Consider the following 18,382-nt stretch of genomic DNA (forward strand, 5'->3'; position numbering starts at 1 on the left):
CCGTGGAATTAACGGCCGGTGAACCTGGATCTCCGGGCGTCCGTGGTGGAGGATGGGCGCGCGGCGACCGCGTGCACGCGGATGGACAGACGAGAATGGTCTAGTCCACAATGCTGTTGACATCAGAGCCTCCATCCTCCCCGCACAGGAGGATGGACGAGGTACCCGGCGCTCTCTGCCCTGACTGCGCCGAGACCTCCCACACGGCCGCGGGACCGCACACCCCCGGCCGGGCAACTCCGGGCTGCGGTGCCGGACGGGTTGAGGGTCCCGTCCCGGCGCCGCGGCCCGCGGGTACCCCCTCCCCCTTGCGCCGCTCGCCCCCAAGGGCCTCCCGAGCCGCGTCCGGCGTCTCCCGCCCCGCGTCGCCGCCGTCGCGCCCCGCGCACCCGCCTCCCCTCCATCCCCCTTCCCCCCTTCCCCCCTTCCCCCTCCCCGTGCGCCCTGCCACGGGGCGCCCAAGGCCGGGACCGGGCGCGCTCCGGGTGGCCGCCCGGTACGGCCCGGAAGACCATGAGAAGAGCCCGTCCGCGGGGCGGATCGGCATGGGCCGAGGGCCTGCGCTCTGCTAGATTTGGCACTAGATTGGTCTATACCACCAGCCCCTCACCAGATCGGCAGGCACAGCGTGGAAGTTGTCATCGTCAAGGACGCCAAGGCGGGCGGCGAGCTCATCGCGGACGGCATCGCCGGCCTCCTGCGCCGCAAGCCCGACGCGCTGCTCGGCGTGGCCACCGGCTCGACCCCGCTGCCCATCTACGACGCGCTGATCGCCAAGGTGGGCGCGGGCGAGGTGGACGCCTCGCGGGCCCGGATCGCGCAGCTCGACGAGTACGTGGGGCTGCCGGCCGGGCACCCGGAGTCGTACCGCTCGACGGTGCTGCGCCAGGTCGTGGAGCCGCTCGGGCTCTCCCAGGACGCCTTCATGGGCCCCGACGGCTCGGCCGAGGACGTCCAGGCGGCCTGTGAGGCGTACGACCGCGCGCTCGGCGAGGCCGGCGGGGTCGACCTGCAGATCCTCGGCATCGGCACCGACGGGCACATCGGCTTCAACGAGCCGTGCTCCTCGCTCGCCTCCCGCACCCGGATCAAGACGCTCACCGAGCAGACCCGGATCGACAACGCGCGCTTCTTCGACGACGACATCGAGCAGGTGCCGCACCACGTCATCACCCAGGGCATCGGCACCATCCTGGAGGCCCGCCACCTGGTGCTGCTCGCCACCGGCGAGGGCAAGGCCGAGGCCGTGGCGCAGACCGTCGAGGGCCCGGTCGCCGCGCTCGTCCCGGCCTCCGCGCTGCAGCTGCACCCGCACGCCACCGTGGTCGTCGACGAGGCCGCCGCGTCCAAGCTGAAGCTGGCCGGCTACTTCCGCCACACCTACGCGAACAAGCCCGCCTGGCAGGGCATCTGAGGGCAGCGAGACCCTTGCGGCGAAGGGGCCCGGCACCTGATCCAGGTGCCGGGCCCCTTCGCCGTGCGGGAGCGGGCTCAGCGGCCCGCGATCACCTCGGCCGCCGCCTGTCCGCAGACGCGGGCGGCGCCGTGGGTGGCGATGTGCAGGGCGCCGCGGGGCTCCGACATGGCGAGGCCCATCTCGACCACCACGGTGTCCGGGCGGGCGGCGAGCAGGGCATCCAGGGTGCCGGCCATCCACGGGTGCCGGTGGGCGTCGCGGACGACCGCGACCACCCGCCGCTCCCCCGCGGCGGCCAGGACCGCCCCGGCCGAGGCGTCCGCCCCGTACGAGCCGGTGCGGGTGCCGGGCAGCAGCCGCTCCAGCTCGGCGCCGATGCCCCACGGGGTCTCGTCGCCGACCGCGAAGTTGGCGGCGGGCGTGAAGGAGGCCACGTACGGAGCGCCGGTCACCGGGGTGAAGGGCCGCCCGTCCGGGGTGACCGTGAGGGCCCGGCGGGCCGCGACGAGTCCGACGTCGGTGCCGGGCGCGGTCCCCTCCTGTGTCGCCGCGCCCGGCCCCGATCCAGCCCCCCTGGCCCGGTGCGCCTGGGTCCAGGCCGCCAGCGCGCGGACGCGCTCGGCGGCGTCGGCCAGCCGTTCCTCGGGCAGTTCACCGGTCCGTACCGCCGTCACCAGCGCGTCGCGCAGCCGCAGTACGGTCTCCTCGTCGGCCAGCCCGCCGCCGACGCAGATGGCGTCGGCGCCCGCGGCGATCGCGAGGACGGATCCGCGCTCGATGCCGTAGGTCGCCGCCACGGCCTGCATCTCCATGCCGTCGGTGACGATCAGGCCCTCGAAGCCCAGCTCCTGGCGCAGCAGACCGGTGAGGATCCGCGGGCTCAGGGTGGCCGGAGCGTCCCGGTCGAGCGCGGAGAGCAGGATATGCGCGCTCATCACGGCTTTGGAACCCGCGGCGATGGCGGCGCGGAAAGGCACCAGCTCACGGGCGTGCAGTGTGGCGAGGTCCACATCGATGCGGGGCAGCGCGTCGTGCGAGTCGACGTTGGTGTCGCCGTGGCCGGGGAAGTGCTTGGTGCAGGCGGCGACGCCCACGGCCTGGAGGCCGTCGACGTAGGCCACGGTGTGCCGGGCGACCAGGCCGGGGTCGGCGCCGAAGGAGCGGACGCCGATGACCGGGTTCTCGGCGTTGGAGTTGACGTCGGCGGAGGGCGCCCAGTTGAGGTCGACGCCGCAGGCGACGAGCCGGCGGCCCAGTTCGCGGGCGACGGCCCGGGTGAGCTCGACGTCGTCGACGTGGCCGAGGGCGTAGTTGCCGGGGAACGAGGAGCCCTCGTTGACCTCCAGGCGGGTGACGTCGCCGCCCTCCTCGTCGATGGCGACCAGGACGTCGTCCCGCTCGGCGCGCAGCCGCGCGGTGAGCGCGGCGAGCTGGGCGGGGCTGACGACGTTGCGGCCGAAGAGGCCGACGGAGGAGAGGCCCTCGCCGATCCGGCGGAGCAGCCAGTCGGGGGCGGTGGTGCCGACGAACCCGGGCTGCAGGACGGTGAGCGCGTCCCGGGTCAGGGTGTCCGTGCCGGTTGCGAGCGTGGTCATGGGCGCCGTTATCCCTTCACCGCGCCGGCCGTCAGGCCCGCGGCCATCTTTCGCTGGACGAGGAGGAAGAGGATGACGATGGGGACGGCCATCATGGTCGAGCCGGCCATCATCGGGGCGTACTCGGTGCCGTTCTTGGTGATGAAGTTGGAGAGCCAGACGGTCGCGGTCTGGTTCTGCTGGCTCATCAGCATGAGGGCGTACAGGTACTCGTTCCAGGCCTGGATGAAGCCGTAGACCGAGGTGGCGACCATGCCCGGCGCGAGCAGCGGGAAGACGACCCGCAGGAAGGCGCCGGTCGGGGTGCAGCCGTCGACCTGGGCGGCCTCCTCCAGCTCCTTGGGGATGTTGACGATGAAGCCGCGCAGCGTCCACACCGTGAAGGGCAGGATGAAGGTCAGGTAGGTGATGATCAGGCCGCTGAGCTTGTCGTACTGCCCGAGGTCGTTGAGCAGCAGGAAGACCGGGATGATCATCGCGACGAGCGGGACCATCTGGACGGCGAGGATGCCGACGATGACGATCTTGCGGCCGCGGAAGGCGAAGCGGGAGATGGCGAGGGCGGCGAGCAGGCCGACCGCGATGCCGATGACGACCACGACGGCCGAGACGACGAGGCTGCGGGCGACCGGGCCCCAGAAGTCCGCGATGTCCAGGGCGCGCTTGAAGTTCTCCAGCGTGAAGGTGGTCGGGAAGAAGTGCGGGTCCGGGTCGATGGCGTCCTTGGCCGGCTTGAAGGCCGTGTTGAGCATCCAGTAGACCGGGAAGCCGGCGGTGACGAAGACGAGCAGGCCGAGCAGGTTCCAGCCGAGCCTGGACTTGCGCGGGCGAGGGGTCACGGCGCTCACTCGACGTCTCCGATCTTGAGCATCTGGCGCATGTAGACCGCCACGACGCCGAGCAGCAGCAGGACCGTGACGAGTGCGATGGCCGATCCGGTGCCGTAGTCGTTGACGACGAACGCCCGGTCGAAGGAGTAGGTGGTGAGCAGCTGGAACTCGGCCTCGGGGTGGCCGTTGCGCATCACGTAGACCTGCGGGAAGACACCCATGTCCCAGATCACCGAGAGCGTCGTCAGCATGACGAGGACCGGCTTGAGGATCGGCAGGGTGACGTAGCGGAAGACCTTCCACGCGCCGGCGCCGTCGAGGCGGGCGGCCTCCTCCAGCTCCTTGGGCACCTGGGTGAGGCCGGCGGTCAGGGTGATCACCACGAAGGGCACGGCGCCCCAGACCACCAGGAGCATGATGACGGCCAGGCCCTGGGGGCCGCTGGCGAACCAGTTGTGGCCGATCATGTCGACGCCGGGCAGCCGGCTGAGCAGCCAGTTGAGGACGCCGTAGTCGGCGTCGAAGAGCCACTTGAAGATGGCGGTGGCGACGATGATGGGCATGCCCCAGCTCGCCACGAGCACGATGTTGATCAGCACCTTGACCCAGCCGGAGACGCGCTGGAGGAGCAGCGCGATCAGCATGCCGACGACCATGGTGACGATCACGGCGCCGGCCGCGAAGATCACGGTGCGCAGGACGACGGCCCAGAACTCGCCGTCACCGAGGATCTTGGTGAAGTTGCCGAGGCCCGCCGACTCGGGTTCCTGGAAGCCCCACAGCTGTGGCTGGCCGAAGTGCTGGAACGAGAGGGTGACCAGGCGGACGAGCGGGTAGCCGAGCACCAGGAGCAGGACGAGCAGGCATGGTGCGAGCAGCAGCCAGGGAACCCCGGCCCCGCCTTTGGACTTCCCGCCGCGTGGGGCGGGCATACCGGCCGTGGAGCCGGATGGTGGCGATTGCCGCGCCGGCGGCACCTTCGCGGTGGTTGTGTCTGCGGCACTCATCCCGTGCTCCTCAGCGATCCCTCTCGTGGTACGGGCGGCAGGGCCCCGTCACGTGACGACGGGGCCCTGCGCGTCAGGTCACTTGGTGTTGATGACCTTGTCGATCGCGGCGTCGGCGTCCTTGGCCGCCTGCTCGACCGACTTCTTGCCGTTGGCGATCTCGATGAGCATCGTCTTGAGGGTCTGGGCCTTCTCGACCTGGCCCCAGCCGGGGGCGGTCGGGACGAACCAGCTGGACTCGGCGGCGGTCGCCGGGACGGCGGTGGCCGGGTCGTTCTTCAGCGGGGCGAGGTCCGCCTTGTTGTTGGGCAGGTTGCCCTTGGCGATGAGGCCCTTCTGGCCCTCGGCGCCGGTGAAGGCGGCGATCCACTCGGCCGCGACGTCCTGCGCCTTGGACTTGACCGGGACGGCCAGGTCGGAGCCGCCGAGGAAGACGGGGAGGTTCTTGCCCGTCGGGCCGGGCATGACGAAGTTCTCGAGCTTGTCCTTGAGCCCGCCGACCTTGTCGTTCTTCGGGTCGGCGGAGGTGGCGCCCTCCCAGCCGGCGGCGAAGATCGTCGCGGACTTGCCCTGGCCGAAGACGACGGGACGGTCGGACTCGTCCTTCGTCTTGTCGCCGTGCATGTACTTGTCGACGATGTTCTTGTACTCGGTGAGGCCCTTGAGGGACTCCGGCGAGGAGAGGTTCGCCTTCCAGGTCTCGCCGTCCTGCTTGGCGATGGAGCCGCCCTGCTCGTAGACGAAGGACATCGCGGCGTACCAGTCCGGCGACGGCTGGTACCAGGCGCTGAACTTGTCGCCCTTCTTCTTCTGGATGGCGTCGAGCGCGGCGGTCAGCTCGGCCCAGGTCTTCGGGGCGGCCTTGACGCCCGCCTCGGCGGCGATGTCCTTGCGCCAGGTGCCGACGCGGCCACCGGCGTAGTAGGGGACGCCGTAGGTCTTGCCGTTGTAGGTGACCGAGTCCTTGAGGGCGTCCAGCCACTTGTCGGAGTTGTCGAACTTCGACGGGTCGACCTCGGCGAAGGCGCCCTTGGCCATGTAGCTGATCATCTCGGAGTTGCCCATCTCGACAACGTCCGGGGCCTTGTCGGTGGCGAGCACCGCGTCGAGCTTGGTGTTCTTGTCCGGCCAGCCGTAGTACTCGTGCTTGACCTTGATGCCCGGGTGCTTCTTGGCGACCGCGTCGTCGGCGGCCTTGACCAGCTCGGGCCAGTTGTTCTGGGCGTCGACCGTCAGCCAGACGGTGATCTCCTTGGCGTCGCCGCCCTTCGCCCCGCCCTTGTCACCGCTGTCGGAACCACACGCAGCGATAGAGACCATCATGCCCGCGACGCCGATCGCCGCGATGAGCTTGCGCTTCACGCCACCCTCCTCAGGGATGCTCGCTCCCCCCTCCCACCGCGCGAAGACGCGAAGACTTACGTCGAGTCATACGTCGAGTAATGCTGTGGGGCTGGGACCTGGTCTTTAATGGTGTAGACCAGTACCCGGAGCTTGGCCTAGACCTTTAGGGGTGTCAAGGGTGTATAAGAAGGGCAGTCGGGTCCGTTATCGGACCGACACCTGAGGGGGGACGACGACCTGTGAGCGGTCCGTGCCACCATGTGAGCCGCGACAGACGGAGGAGCCGGTGACGGCAGCAGCACAGGAGTCGGGAAGGCAGGCCATGGCCACGGACGCGGGCAGCGCGGGCAGCACGGAGACAGAGGGGGGCCCGGCCACCCGTACCGCGCGCGTGCCCAAGTACTACCGGCTGAAGCGGCATCTGCTCGACATGACGGAGACCCTGCCGCCCGGCACGCCGGTCCCGCCGGAGCGCACGCTCGCCGCGGAGTTCGACACCTCGCGCACCACGGTGCGCCAGGCCCTGCAGGAACTGGTCGTCGAGGGCCGCCTGGAGCGGATCCAGGGCAAGGGCACCTTCGTGGCCAAGCCCAAGGTCTCACAGGCCCTGCAGCTCACCTCGTACACCGAGGACATGCGGGCCCAGGGCCTGGAGCCCACCTCGCAGCTCCTCGACATCGGGTACGTGACGGCCGACGACACCCTCGCCGGCCTGCTCGACATCTCCCCCGGCGGCCGGGTGCTGCGCATCGAGCGGCTGCGCCTGGCGAGCGGCGAGCCGATGGCCATCGAGACCACCCACCTGTCCGCCAAGCGCTTCCCCGCGCTGCGGCGCTCGCTGGTGAAGTACACCTCGCTCTACACGGCGCTGGCCGAGGTGTACGACGTGCACCTCGCCGAGGCCGAGGAGACCATCGAGACCTCGCTCGCCACCCCGCGCGAGGCCGGCCTGCTCGGCACGGACGTCGGCCTGCCGATGCTGATGCTCTCCCGGCACTCGCTCGACGCCCAGGGCGAACCGGTCGAGTGGGTCCGCTCGGTGTACCGCGGCGACCGCTACAAGTTCGTGGCCCGCCTCCAGCGCCCGAACGGCTGACCCGAACGGCCGGCCCGAACGGCTGACCCGAACGGCCGGGGCGAAACCGGCCCGAAAGACTGGCAGGACCACGACAACCCGATCCGTTATACGGACGGGGGTTCCGAGAACCGAAACCGTCCCCTAGATTTCCTCGGCACGACGAGGTGATCACGAGGGGACGGTTTTGCCATGTCACAAGCCGCACAAGGGAAACAACCGGTCGTCACACCCGTGAGGGTGGTGATCGCGCTCTGCCTCTTCGCGCCGTTCGTCGCGATGCTCTGGGTGAGCTCCTACGCGAAGGTGGACCCCACCTTCATCGGGATCCCGTTCTTCTACTGGTACCAGATGCTCTGGGTGCTCGTCTCCACCGCGCTCACCGTGCTGGCCCACCAGCTCTGGAAGCGCGACCAGCGCGCCCGCAAGGGAGGTGACGCGCGATGAAGGACGGCGTGAACGGCGTCGCGCTCGGCGTCTTCGTCTTCTTCTTCCTGGCCGTCACGGTCATGGGCTTCCTGGCCGCCAAGTGGCGCCGGGCCGAGAACGAGCACAGCCTCGACGAATGGGGTCTCGGCGGCCGCTCGTTCGGCACCTGGATCACCTGGTTCCTGCTGGGCGGCGACCTCTACACCGCGTACACCTTCGTCGCCGTCCCGGCGGCGATCTACGCGGCGGGCGCGGCCGGCTTCTTCGCCGTGCCGTACACGATCCTGGTCTACCCGCTGATCTTCACCTTCCTGCCCCGCCTGTGGTCGGTGTCGCACAAGCACGGGTACGTGACGACCTCGGACTTCGTCCGCGGCCGCTTCGGCTCCAAGGGCCTGTCGCTCGCGGTCGCCGTCACCGGCATCCTCGCCACCATGCCGTACATCGCGCTCCAGCTGGTCGGCATCCAGGCCGTCCTGGACGTGATGGGCGTCGGCGGCGGCGAGAACACCAACTGGTTCGTGAAGGACCTGCCGCTGCTCATCGCCTTCGGCGTGCTCGCCGCGTACACCTACTCGTCCGGTCTGCGCGCGCCCGCGCTCATCGCGTTCGTCAAGGACGCGCTGATCTACATCGTCATCGCGGTGGCGATCATCTACATCCCGATCAAGCTCGGCGGCTTCGACGAGATCTTCGGCAAGGCGGCCCACGCCTACGAGGCACTCAACCCGAAGACCGGCAAGCCCAAGGGCGCCCTGGTGCCCGGCGAGGCCGGCCAGTGGACCTACGCGACGCTCGCCCTCGGCTCGGCGCTCGCGCTGTTCATGTACCCGCACTCGATCACCGCGACGCTCTCCTCCAAGAGCCGCGAGGTGATCCGCCGCAACACCACGATCCTGCCGCTGTACTCCCTGATGCTGGGCCTGCTCGCGCTGCTCGGCTTCATGGCGATCGCCGCCGGGGTGAAGGTGACCAACGGCCAGCTCGCCATCCCGCAGCTCTTCGAGGACATGTTCCCGGACTGGTTCGCGGGCGTGGCCTTCGCCGCCATCGGCATCGGCGCGCTGGTGCCGGCCGCGATCATGTCGATCGCCGCGGCCAACCTCTTCACGAGGAACATCTACAAGGACTTCATCAAGCCGGACGCGACCGCCGCACAGGAGACCAAGGTCTCCAAGCTGGTCTCGCTCCTGGTGAAGGTCGGCGCCCTGGTCTTCGTCCTCACCATGGACAAGACCGTCGCCATCAACTTCCAGCTGCTCGGCGGCATCTGGATCCTGCAGACCTTCCCGGCCCTGGTCGGCGGCCTGTTCACGCGCTGGATGCACCGCTGGGCGCTGCTCGCCGGCTGGGCCGTCGGCATGGTCTACGGCACGGCCGCCGCGTACGGGGTCGCGAGCCCCACCCAGAAGCACTTCGGCGGCTCCGCGGCCGAGATCCCCGGCATCGGCGAGATCGGCTACATCGGCCTCACCGCCTTCGTCCTCAACGTCCTCGTCACCGTCGTGCTCACCCTGGTGCTGCGCGCCGTCGGCACGCCGGACGGGGTCGACGAGACCTCGCCGGAGGACTACACGGCCGACGCGGGCGACGCCGGCGTCGTCACCGAACTGCCGAAGGTCGGCACGGGCCACTGACCCGCCCCGCGCCGCACGACCGCGCCCGCCGCCGGGATCCCGGCGGCGGGCGCGGTCGTGCGCACGGCAGACTGCCGGGCATGGACTTCATGATCAGAGACGTACGGCCGGAGGAGTACGAGGCCCTCGGCGAGCTCACCGCCCGGGTCTACCTCGACGACGGCCACCTCCTCCAGGGCGAGGACGACTGGTACTTCGGCCACCTGAAGAACGTGGCCGGGCGGGCCGAGCTGGCCGAGGTGCTGGTGGCCGTCGCCGAGGACGGCACCGTCCTCGGCGGCGTGACCTTCGTCCCGGCCCCCGGCGTGATGGGCGACCGCGCCACCGAGGGCGAGACCGAGATCCGGATGCTGGCCGTCGGCCGCGCGGCCCGCGGCCGCGGCGTCGGCGAGGCGCTCGTCCGGGCCTGTATCGAGCGCGCACGGGCCGTCCCGGGCTGCCTGCGGATCGTCCTTTCCACCCAGCCCGACATGACCACGGCGCACCGCATCTACGAGCGTCTGGGCTTCCACCGCGCCCCGGAGCGGGACTGGGCCCCGATCCCCGAACTGCCCGACTTCCTCCTGCTCTGCTACTCCCTGGAGTTGAACGCGAGCTGACGACACACAACATGTGGGGGGTGCTCAGAGGGGCGCCCCCCACATGTATGCTCGTCCTCGCTGTCGCCGCAGGGGAATCCGGTGAAAATCCGGAACTGTCCCGCAACGGTGTACTAAGTGCGTTTCCGTACGACGTGAGTCCGAGGACCTGCCGACAGCGCGCCCGGTCCGTCCGGCCCGGGTGCCACTGACGTCCGGGCCTCGCGGAGTGGGCCGGTGGACGCGGCGCCGCCGTGCGTACGGCGCCCGTTGCCCGCCTCCCCGTCCTGGCCCCGTGCCGAGCGAGGGAGAGCCCCCACGTGACCATCGCGCCCGCCGATCCGGCTTCCGCCGAGGCTTCCGCGGTCGAGACCGACGGCCCCGGGACCGCGCTGCTGCGCACCCTGACCGACCTCACCGCCGACCTCCCGGACACCGACCCCGGCCGGGTCGCCGCCGCCGCCCTGCGCGGCCGGCATCCCGGTTCGGACGAGGCGGAGCTGCGCGAGCTGGCCACGGAGGCCGCCGCCGGTCTGATCGCCGAGGACCCGGCGTACTCCCGGCTCGCCGCCCGGCTCCTGACGATCACGATCGCCCGCGAGGCGGCCGGGCAGGGCGCCGTCTCCTTCTCCGCCTCCGTCGCCGTCGGCCACCGCGAGGGCCTGATCGCCGACCGCACCGCCGAGTTCGTCGCCCGGCACGCCGAGCGGCTCGACGCCACGATCGACGCGGCGGCCGACGACCGCTTCGGCTACTTCGGCCTGCGCACCCTCTACTCGCGCTACCTGCTGCGCCACCCGATCACCCGCAAGGTCGTCGAGACCCCGCAGCACTTCATGCTGCGCGTCGCCGCCGGCCTCGCCGAGGACGACTCGGTGCGCGCGCTCGACGAGGTGACGGCGCTGTACGGGCTGATGAGCCGGCTCGACTACCTGCCGTCCTCCCCCACGCTCTTCAACTCCGGCACCCGCCACCCGCAGATGTCCTCCTGCTACCTCCTGGACTCCCCCCAGGACGAGCTGGACTCCATCTACGACCGCTACCACCAGGTCGCGCGGCTGTCGAAGCACGCGGGCGGCATCGGCCTGTCGTACTCCCGCATCCGCGCCCGCGGCTCGCTGATCCGCGGCACCAACGGCCACTCCAACGGCATCGTGCCGTTCCTGAAGACGCTCGACGCCTCCGTCGCCGCCGTCAACCAGGGCGGCCGTCGCAAGGGCGCCGCCGCGGTCTACCTGGAGACCTGGCACGCGGACCTCGAGGAGTTCCTGGAGCTCCGCGACAACACCGGCGAGGACGCCCGCCGCACGCACAACCTCAACCTGGCCCACTGGATCCCGGACGAGTTCATGCGCCGGGTCAACGCGGACGCCGAGTGGTCGCTGTTCTCGCCGGCCGACGTGCCCGAGCTCGTCGACCTGTACGGCGAGGAGTTCGACGCCGCCTACCGCAAGGCCGAGGCGGCGGGCCTGGCCCGCAAGACCATGCCGGCCCGCGACCTGTACGGCCGGATGATGCGCACCCTCGCGCAGACCGGCAACGGCTGGATGACCTTCAAGGACGCGTCCAACCGCACCGCGAACCAGACCGCCGAGCCCGGCACGGTCGTCCACTCCTCCAACCTCTGCACCGAGATCATCGAGGTCACCAACGACGGCGAGACCGCCGTCTGCAACCTCGGCTCGGTCAACCTCGGCGCCTTCGTGGTCGGTTCGGAGATCGACTGGGACCGGCTCGACGAGACCGTGCGCACCGCGGTCACCTTCCTCGACCGGGTCGTCGACATCAACTTCTACCCGACCGAGCAGGCCGGCCGCTCCAACGCCAAGTGGCGCCCGGTGGGCCTGGGCGCGATGGGCCTCCAGGACGTCTTCTTCAAGCTGCGGCTGCCCTTCGACTCGGCCGAGGCGCGCGCCCTGTCCACGCGCATCGCCGAGCGGATCATGCTCGCCGCGTACGAGGCGTCCGCCGACCTCGCCGAGCGCAACGGCCCGCTGCCGGCCTGGGACAAGACCCGTACGGCCCGTGGTGTGCTGCACCCCGACCACTACGACGTCGAGCTGAACTGGCCGGAGCGCTGGGCCGCGCTGCGCGAGCGGATCGCCGCCGTCGGCATGCGCAACAGCCTGCTGCTCGCCATCGCCCCGACCGCGACGATCGCCTCGATCGCGGGCGTCTACGAGTGCATCGAGCCGCAGGTCTCCAACCTGTTCAAGCGCGAGACGCTGTCCGGCGAGTTCCTCCAGGTCAACTCGTACCTGGTGGCGGAGCTCAAGGAGCTCGGCGTGTGGGACGCGCAGACCCGTGAGGCGCTGCGCGAGGCCAACGGCTCGGTCGCGGACTTCGGCTGGGTGCCGGCCGAGGTGCGCGAGCTGTACCGCACGGCCTGGGAGATCCCGCAGCGCGGCCTGATCGACATGGCCGCCGCCCGCACCCCGTTCCTGGACCAGGCGCAGTCGCTGAACCTGTTCATGGAGACGCCGACCATCGGCAAGCTGTCGTCGATGTACGCGTACGCCTGGAAGCAGGGCCTGAAGACCACGTACTACCTGCGCTCGCGCCCGGCGACCCGGATCGCCCGCGCCGCCCAGGCCGCCACGATCCCCGTCCAGCAGGCCGCCCCCGACGCGGACGCCGTCGCCTGCTCCCTTGAGAACCCCGAGTCCTGCGAGGCCTGCCAGTAATGAGCTCGACCGAGAAGAAGAACCTCCTGGACCCGGGCTTCGAGCTCACGCTCCGTCCGATGCGCTACCCGGACTTCTACGAGCGCTACCGGGACGCCATCAAGAACACCTGGACCGTGGAAGAGGTCGACCTCCACTCGGACGTCGCCGACCTCGCCAAGCTCACCCCCGGTGAGCAGCACATGATCGGCCGCCTCGTCGCCTTCTTCGCGACGGGCGACTCGATCGTGGCGAACAACCTGGTCCTGACGCTCTACAAGCACATCAACTCCCCGGAAGCGCGCCTGTACCTCTCGCGCCAGCTCTTCGAGGAGGCCGTGCACGTCCAGTTCTATCTGACGCTCCTGGACACCTACCTTCCCGACCCGGACGACCGCGCCGCCGCGTTCGACGCCGTCGAGAACATCCCCTCCATCCGCGAGAAGGCGCAGTTCTGCTTCAAGTGGATGGACTCGGTCGAGAAGATCGACAAGCTGGAGACGGCCGCCGACCGCCGCCGCTTCCTGCTGAACCTGATCTGCTTCGCCGCGTGCATCGAGGGCCTGTTCTTCTACGGTGCCTTCGCGTACGTCTACTGGTTCCGCTCCCGCGGCCTGCTCCACGGCCTGGCGACCGGCACCAACTGGGTCTTCCGCGACGAGACGATGCACATGAACTTCGCCTTCGAGGTCGTGGACACCGTCCGCAAGGAGGAGCCGGAGCTCTTCGACGACGAGCTCCGCCAGCAGGTCACGGACATGCTGAAGGAGGCCGTCGAGGCGGAGCTGCAGTTCGGCCGCGACCTGTGCGGCGACGGCCTGCCGGGCATGAACACCGAGTCGATGCGCGCGTACCTCCAGTGCGTCGCCGACCAGCGGCTCACCCGCCTGGGCTTCGCCCCGGTGTTCGGCTCGGAGAACCCGTTCGCGTTCATGGAGCTCCAGGGCGTCCAGGAGCTGACCAACTTCTTCGAGCGCCGGCCGTCCGCCTACCAGGTGGCGGTCGAGGGCTCGGTGGACCTCGACGAGGACTTCTAGCCGGTACGTGAAAGGGCCCCGCACTCCTCGGAGTGCGGGGCCCTTTCACGTCTCTGCGAGAGACGTCACTCGTTCGGGACGACCGGGTAGCGCGGGGTGCCCTCGGCCATCTGGCGCAGGGCGTCCTTGCGGTCCCGCTTCGACAGCTTGTCGATGTACAGGAAGCCGTAGAGGTGGTCGGTCTCGTGCTGGAGGCAGCGGGCGAAGTAGCCGGTGCCGCGGACCTTGATCGGGTTGCCCTTCAGGTCCTGGCCGGTGACCTCGGCGTAGTCAGGGCGGGCCAGCTCGGCATAGGCGGTCGGGACCGACAGGCAGCCCTCGTTGGACTCGTCGAGGACGCGGAGCTCGGCCGGCAGCTCGACGAGGAGGGGGTTGACGACGTGGCCGACGTGGCGCTTGCCCTCGTCGTCCATGCAGTCGTAGACGAAGACCTTGAGGTCGACGCCGATCTGGTTGGCGGCGAGGCCGACGCCCTCGGCGGTGCGCTGGCTGGCGAACATGTCGTCGATCAGCCGGGCCAGCTCGTCGTCGAAGTCGGTGACGTCCTTGCACTCCCGGTGCAGGACGGGGTTGCCCACGACCGTGATGGGGCGCGAGGTGCCGCGCTCGCGGTGGGCGGCCTCGCGGGCCTCGGTGTCCTCGGTGTCGACGATGTAGCCCTCGTCGTCCACGGCGTACACGCCCGTCTGCTCCTGCTCAGTGCCCTGCTGCGACATGTCCGCCGTACGCCTTCTTCCTCGAACCGGTACACCCCGACGGTCGATACGGGGGTGGGAGTACAGCCTACGGGCAGCGGTCAGCAGACTTCTTCCAGATCACGCCATTCCCGGCTGTCCGGGCTGTCCGCCACCCAGCCGTCGAGCAGCCCGCGGACCAGCCCCGCCGGGGCCGCTATGCCGCACTCCCGCTCGGGCACCCACAGCTCGCCCGGCGAGCGGTGGCCGAGCGGACCGGGGTGCCCCGGCTCGCTGTGGTCGTGCGGGTCGAGGTGCTCGCCCTCGCCCTCGGCGCTGGGCATGGTCGACTCGGAGCAGGCGCGGCAGAGCAGCCGCACGGAGGACGACCAGTCCTCGGCGGCGAAGCCGGCGTCGGCGGCGAGCTGCTCCAGGGCGTCCCGGTCGGCCTCGGTGGCGGCCTCCAGGAGGACCACCCAGGTGGGCACGGGCGAGGGCGCCCAGAGCTCGATCTCGTCGAAGACCGGGTAGGAGGGGCCGGCGCTGGTGGTGCGCTCGCCGTTGGGCACGCCGTCGTGGAGGACGACCTCGCCCCAGCGGCGCCCGGACGAGGGCAGCGGGATGGAGAGGACCTCTATCCGCGCCGGGTCGAGCCGGCGGCCCCAGACGACCTCGGCCTCGCCCTCCGGGGAGAGCCGCACGGCCGCGCTGCCCAGCTCCATGCCGGCCGGTTCGCCGGTGCCGGCGGAGGCTCCGGGCACCTTCAGCCCGTAGGCCTGCCAGGCGCGGCGGGCCAGCGGCCAGTCCTGCAGGGCGGTGGCGGCGATGCCCACGTTCCACCAGTCGGGGGCGCCGGTCTCCTTGTCGAGCAGCGCGACGGCCCGCAGGCCGGCGGCCCGGGCCTGCTCCCAGTCGTGCCGGAACTTGTGCAGCAGGGCCAGGTTGAACCAGGACTCGGAGAGCCAGGGCTCCAGGTCCGCCGCGCGCGTCAGGAGCGCGCCCGCGTCCTCGTACCGGCCGTCGCCGATCAGCGTGAACGCGCGGTCGGTGGCCTGCCGCCACGAGGCGGAGGGCCGATGCCGTACCTTCCCGAAGATCCTCACGATTCCCGCCTGCCGGTCGCTTCACCCTCTTGTTCGCATCCAACCATGCCCGGTCGGACGCGCGCTCATTACCCGTGGGTTACCCCGAAGGAGCTGGGGCGACGCCGCCCCTCGCGAGAACCCTGGCGAGCGACTCCACCACGTCCGGGTGGTAGTCGCGGGCGGTGCCGAGCCGGAGGCGTTCGAGAGCGCCGAGGCCGCCGCACGCGCTGCCGGCGGCGAGGTCGTCGTAGGCGTTGACGGCGCGGACGATCCGGGCGGGCAGCGGCTGCTCGCGGTACGGGTCGGCCTGCCGCTCGACGACCACGGCGACGGCCGCCGGGACGCCGGTCTGGCGGACCACGGCCGCGCCGAGCAGGGCGATCCGGCGCTGCTCGGCGGCGGGCAGCAGCGCGGTGGCGCCGCCGTCGACCGGGTCGACGAGGGAGAGCTGACCGATGTCGTGCATGAGCGCCGCGTATTCGAGGACGGTCAGCTCGGACCCGGACAGGCCCAGCTCCCGGCCGACCGCCCGGCTGAGCGCGGCGACCCGGTGGGCGTGGCCCGGCGGGGTGCAGCCGGCGATCTCGGTGGCGCGGGCGAGCGAGGCGATGGTCTCCCGGTTGGTGGTGCGCACGGCCGCGTAGCGGCGGAAGGAGACCTGGGTGAGCAGCAGCGGTACGGCGAAGACGGGCAGCGCCCACAGTCCGGCGGCGGCCACGCCGAGTGCCATGACGGCGCCGGTGGCGCCGACGGCGGAGCCGATGCCGAGCAGGGCGCGCAGTTCGTCGCGCAGCAGCGGGCCGAAGGGATGGCCGGTGCGGGCGCGGTGCAGCACGGCGGCGAGGACGGCGTCGCACAGGGCGGTGAGGAGCAGCAGCACGGCGAGGAAGAGGGCGTACGAGGGGCCCTGGCCGAGGTGGGCGGTGAGGGTGCCGCGGTTGTAGAGGGGCTGGAAGCAGGCGGCGGCGAAGCCGACGGTGAGGATGCGCCGGGCGAGCTGGTCGAGGTCGGGGCCGTTGCCCCGGGCCACGTGGGGCACGGTGCCGGCGAGGCCGGCCGCGACGACGACGGCGACGGTCTGGAGCACGCCGTGGGTGGTGGCGTGGCCGCCGTTCTGCCCGAACAGGGCGTAGGCGAGCGCTCCGGCGGCGGCGAGCGGCGCGGGTTCCCTCTCCTCGGGCGCGGCGCCGCGCCGGGTGAGTTCGCCGAGCGCGATGAGGGTGCCGAAGGCGACGGCGGCGGCCGGGTCGGCGAGGCCGTACCAGAGGGTGGCGCCGAGGCCGCCGAGGGTGAGCAGCAGGGCGGCCGCGCGCACGGTGGCGACGGTGGCGCGCGCGGGGCTCACGTCTGCTCCTGGGGCACGGCTTCGGGGGCGGGCGCGCGTGCGGGGGCGGGCGCGGGGGCGGGTTCCGGTGCGGTGGCCGGCACGGGCGCGGGGGTGCCGGGCGCGGAGGCGGGTCCCGGCACGGGCGCGGCGCTGCCGGGCGCGGGCGCGGGTGCGGGTTCCGGCACGGGCGCGGGCGCCGCTCCCGGTGCCGGAGGGCGGGGCGCGGGGACGGCGGTCTCGTCGGCGGTGACCTCGGTCTGCCAGCCGTGGCGGTCCAGCGCGCGGACGAGCGCGGCGACCATGCGCGGGTCGAAGTGGCTGCCGGCGCACCGTTCCAGTTCGGCCAGGGCCGTGCCGACCGGGCGGGCGCGGCTGTAGGAGCGGGTGGAGGTCATGGCGTCGAAGGCGTCGGCGACGGCGACCACCCGCGCGTACTCGGGGATCTGGTGGCCCCTGAGGCCGTACGGATAGCCGGTGCCGTCCATCCGCTCGTGGTGGTGGAGGATCGCGCTGCGGGCCTCGCCGAGGAAGCCGATGCCGCGGACCATCTCGTGCCCGTACTCGGGGTGCAGCTCGATGATCCTGCGCTCCTCGGGGGTGAGCGGGCCGTCCTTGCGCAGCACCCGGGTCGGCACGCCGAGCTTGCCGACGTCGTGGAGGATGCCGGCGAAGCGGACGACCTCCAGGCGGGGCTCGGCCATGCCGAGTTCCGCCGCGATCAGGAGCGAGGCGCGGCCGACGCGTTCGCTGTGGCCGCGGGTGTAGCGGTCCTTGATGTCGACGGCCTGGACGAGGGCCCGGATGGTGGCCTGGTGGCCGGCCCGCTCGCGGTGGTACTGGGCGAAGCCCCAGGAGGAGATGTACATGGGCAGCAGCACGAAGAGCGCCGCGACCGGGCCGTAGTCGCTGCGCCAGAGCACGGCCATCATCAGCCCGGCGAGGCCGTGCACGGCGTGCGGGGCGAGGGAGCGGCCGAGCAGTCCGCGCCAGGCGCTGCGGAGCGGGAGCTGTTCGGCGGTGGCGCGGATGGCGCCGTCGAGGGCGGTGAGCACCAGGCAGAAGGCGAGCGCGCCGGCCGCGGCCGGCAGCAGGACGTACGGGAAGTCGGGGAGGACCTGGCCGCGGCCGAGGGCGCCCGGGCATTCGAGGAGCCGGCCGGTGGCGGCGGCGGCCCAGACGGCGAGGGCGAGGGAGGCGGCCCGCCAGGCCCGGCGCAGTGCGGCGGGCGGCTCGTCGGCGCGGGCGAGGAGGGCGCCGGGCACGGCGGTGAGCGCGGCGGCGGCCGGTGGCAGCAGCAGCGCGGCGGCGAGCAGCACCGGGAAGAAGGAGCCGGCGCCGCGGGGCGCGTCGGCGCGGTGCACCGGGCCGGCGAGGGCGCGGCCGGCGAACCGGGCGAGCAGGCCCCCGGGCGGGCGGAGGCGGGCCCGGGAGAGGGCGGGCAGCTCGCACAGCGCGTAGAGGACGGCGAGGAGCAGCACGGTCGGCCAGGGTGTGGCCGCGCCGGGGCGGGCCGCGGGCAGGGCGAGCGCCGCGGCGGCGAGCACGGCACAGGCGACGAATCCGCGTGCCGCGCGCGGCACGCCCCGTCCGCGCGGAATGACCTTCACGCCCATCACGCCCGCCACGCTAGCGAGTTGGGATGGTGCGCTCCGGCGTGGCGGGGCCCGATTCGCACCATCGGGTG

At 71.7% G+C, this 18,382-nt stretch carries 15 protein-coding genes and 1 riboswitch; of the genes, 7 read left to right on the forward strand and 8 right to left on the reverse strand.

The features are described from left to right. The first annotated feature begins 628 nt into the window (after positions 1-628). A complete protein-coding gene (nagB, locus tag ACFYU9_RS28960) occupies positions 629-1,414 on the forward strand; it encodes a glucosamine-6-phosphate deaminase (RefSeq protein ID WP_389346608.1) in 786 nt (261 codons plus the stop codon). 77 nt (positions 1,415-1,491) lie between these two features. Here nagB and ACFYU9_RS28965 read toward each other — a convergent pair whose 3' ends face one another. The 4 genes from ACFYU9_RS28965 to ACFYU9_RS28980 form a co-directional block, all read right to left on the reverse strand. Next, on the reverse strand, positions 1,492-3,012 hold the full coding sequence (locus ACFYU9_RS28965; protein WP_389346610.1) for a glycoside hydrolase family 3 protein: 1,521 nt from the start codon (positions 3,010-3,012) through the stop codon (positions 1,492-1,494). An 8-nt stretch (positions 3,013-3,020) separates the two neighbouring features. Next, positions 3,021-3,860, reverse strand: coding sequence for a carbohydrate ABC transporter permease (locus ACFYU9_RS28970; RefSeq protein WP_389208374.1), 840 nt, complete (start codon positions 3,858-3,860; stop codon positions 3,021-3,023). Beyond that, positions 3,857-4,849 carry a carbohydrate ABC transporter permease gene (locus ACFYU9_RS28975; RefSeq protein WP_389208372.1) on the reverse strand — a complete coding sequence of 331 codons (993 nt, stop codon included), beginning with the start codon at positions 4,847-4,849 and terminating at the stop codon, positions 3,857-3,859. Before ACFYU9_RS28975 ends, ACFYU9_RS28970 begins: the two co-directional genes overlap by 4 nt. Before the next feature lie 78 nt (positions 4,850-4,927). Next, complete coding sequence (locus tag ACFYU9_RS28980; protein ID WP_389208370.1) at positions 4,928-6,211, reverse strand: extracellular solute-binding protein; 1,284 nt, start codon at positions 6,209-6,211, stop codon at positions 4,928-4,930. Between the two features lie 304 nt (positions 6,212-6,515). Between ACFYU9_RS28980 and ACFYU9_RS28985 the strand changes: the two genes are divergently transcribed. The 6 genes from ACFYU9_RS28985 to ACFYU9_RS29010 all read left to right on the forward strand — a co-directional run bounded on the left by ACFYU9_RS28985 (position 6,516) and on the right by ACFYU9_RS29010 (position 13,612). Then, positions 6,516-7,289 (forward strand): GntR family transcriptional regulator, encoded by a 774-nt coding sequence (locus ACFYU9_RS28985; RefSeq protein WP_389209193.1) that lies wholly within the window; start codon positions 6,516-6,518, stop codon positions 7,287-7,289. A gap of 171 nt (positions 7,290-7,460) precedes the next feature. After that, the gene (locus ACFYU9_RS28990) at positions 7,461-7,715 is read left to right on the forward strand and encodes a DUF3311 domain-containing protein (protein ID WP_389208368.1); all 255 of its coding nucleotides are present in this window, start codon (positions 7,461-7,463) and stop codon (positions 7,713-7,715) included. Beyond that, on the forward strand, positions 7,712-9,334 hold the full coding sequence (gene mctP, locus ACFYU9_RS28995) for a monocarboxylate uptake permease MctP (RefSeq protein ID WP_389208366.1): 1,623 nt from the start codon (positions 7,712-7,714) through the stop codon (positions 9,332-9,334). Before ACFYU9_RS28990 ends, mctP begins: the two co-directional genes overlap by 4 nt. 80 nt (positions 9,335-9,414) lie before the next feature. Next, positions 9,415-9,933, forward strand: a complete 519-nt coding sequence (locus ACFYU9_RS29000; RefSeq protein WP_389208364.1) for a GNAT family N-acetyltransferase — start codon at positions 9,415-9,417, stop codon at positions 9,931-9,933. 72 nt (positions 9,934-10,005) lie between these two features. Then, a riboswitch (cobalamin riboswitch) is annotated at positions 10,006-10,082 on the forward strand. 150 nt (positions 10,083-10,232) lie between these two features. Continuing rightward, entirely contained in the window at positions 10,233-12,596 is a 2,364-nt protein-coding gene (locus tag ACFYU9_RS29005) for a ribonucleoside-diphosphate reductase subunit alpha (RefSeq protein WP_389208362.1), read from the forward strand. Continuing rightward, complete coding sequence (locus ACFYU9_RS29010; protein ID WP_389346612.1) at positions 12,596-13,612, forward strand: ribonucleotide-diphosphate reductase subunit beta; 1,017 nt, start codon at positions 12,596-12,598, stop codon at positions 13,610-13,612. The genes ACFYU9_RS29005 and ACFYU9_RS29010 overlap by 1 nt, the downstream gene beginning before the upstream one ends. A 65-nt stretch (positions 13,613-13,677) precedes the next feature. Here ACFYU9_RS29010 and def read toward each other — a convergent pair whose 3' ends face one another. The 4 genes from def to ACFYU9_RS29030 all read right to left on the reverse strand — a co-directional run bounded on the left by def (position 13,678) and on the right by ACFYU9_RS29030 (position 18,311). Continuing rightward, entirely contained in the window at positions 13,678-14,328 is a 651-nt protein-coding gene (def, locus tag ACFYU9_RS29015; protein ID WP_389346614.1) for a peptide deformylase, read from the reverse strand. 80 nt (positions 14,329-14,408) lie between these two features. Further along, positions 14,409-15,389 (reverse strand): hypothetical protein, encoded by a 981-nt coding sequence (locus ACFYU9_RS29020; protein WP_132913622.1) that lies wholly within the window; start codon positions 15,387-15,389, stop codon positions 14,409-14,411. Positions 15,390-15,468: 79 nt separating this feature from the next. Continuing rightward, positions 15,469-16,716: an HD-GYP domain-containing protein gene (locus ACFYU9_RS29025; protein ID WP_389346616.1), complete on the reverse strand. Its 1,248-nt coding sequence runs from the start codon at positions 16,714-16,716 to the stop codon at positions 15,469-15,471. Further along, a complete protein-coding gene (locus tag ACFYU9_RS29030; protein WP_389346769.1) occupies positions 16,713-18,311 on the reverse strand; it encodes an HD-GYP domain-containing protein in 1,599 nt (532 codons plus the stop codon). The genes ACFYU9_RS29025 and ACFYU9_RS29030 overlap by 4 nt, the downstream gene beginning before the upstream one ends. Positions 18,312-18,382: the final 71 nt, after the last annotated feature.

Origin of the sequence: Streptomyces sp. NPDC004327, assembly GCF_042873935.1 — a bacterium.
Taxonomy (GTDB): Bacteria; Actinomycetota; Actinomycetes; order Streptomycetales; family Streptomycetaceae; genus Streptomyces.

What these genes read in the sequence shown, in the direction of transcription:
- ACFYU9_RS28965 (WP_389346610.1), bottom strand. Translation starts at nt 3,012, where the DNA reads ATGACCACGCTCGCAACCGGCACGGACACCCTGACCCGGGACGCGCTC.
- ACFYU9_RS28975 (WP_389208372.1), bottom strand. Translation starts at nt 4,849, where the DNA reads ATGAGTGCCGCAGACACAACCACCGCGAAGGTGCCGCCGGCGCGGCAA.
- ACFYU9_RS28985 (WP_389209193.1), top strand. Translation starts at nt 6,516, where the DNA reads ATGGCCACGGACGCGGGCAGCGCGGGCAGCACGGAGACAGAGGGGGGC.
- ACFYU9_RS28990 (WP_389208368.1), top strand. Translation starts at nt 7,461, where the DNA reads ATGTCACAAGCCGCACAAGGGAAACAACCGGTCGTCACACCCGTGAGG.
- mctP (WP_389208366.1), top strand. Translation starts at nt 7,712, where the DNA reads ATGAAGGACGGCGTGAACGGCGTCGCGCTCGGCGTCTTCGTCTTCTTC.
- ACFYU9_RS29000 (WP_389208364.1), top strand. Translation starts at nt 9,415, where the DNA reads ATGGACTTCATGATCAGAGACGTACGGCCGGAGGAGTACGAGGCCCTC.
- ACFYU9_RS29010 (WP_389346612.1), top strand. Translation starts at nt 12,596, where the DNA reads ATGAGCTCGACCGAGAAGAAGAACCTCCTGGACCCGGGCTTCGAGCTC.
- def (WP_389346614.1), bottom strand. Translation starts at nt 14,328, where the DNA reads ATGTCGCAGCAGGGCACTGAGCAGGAGCAGACGGGCGTGTACGCCGTG.
- ACFYU9_RS29030 (WP_389346769.1), bottom strand. Translation starts at nt 18,311, where the DNA reads ATGGGCGTGAAGGTCATTCCGCGCGGACGGGGCGTGCCGCGCGCGGCA.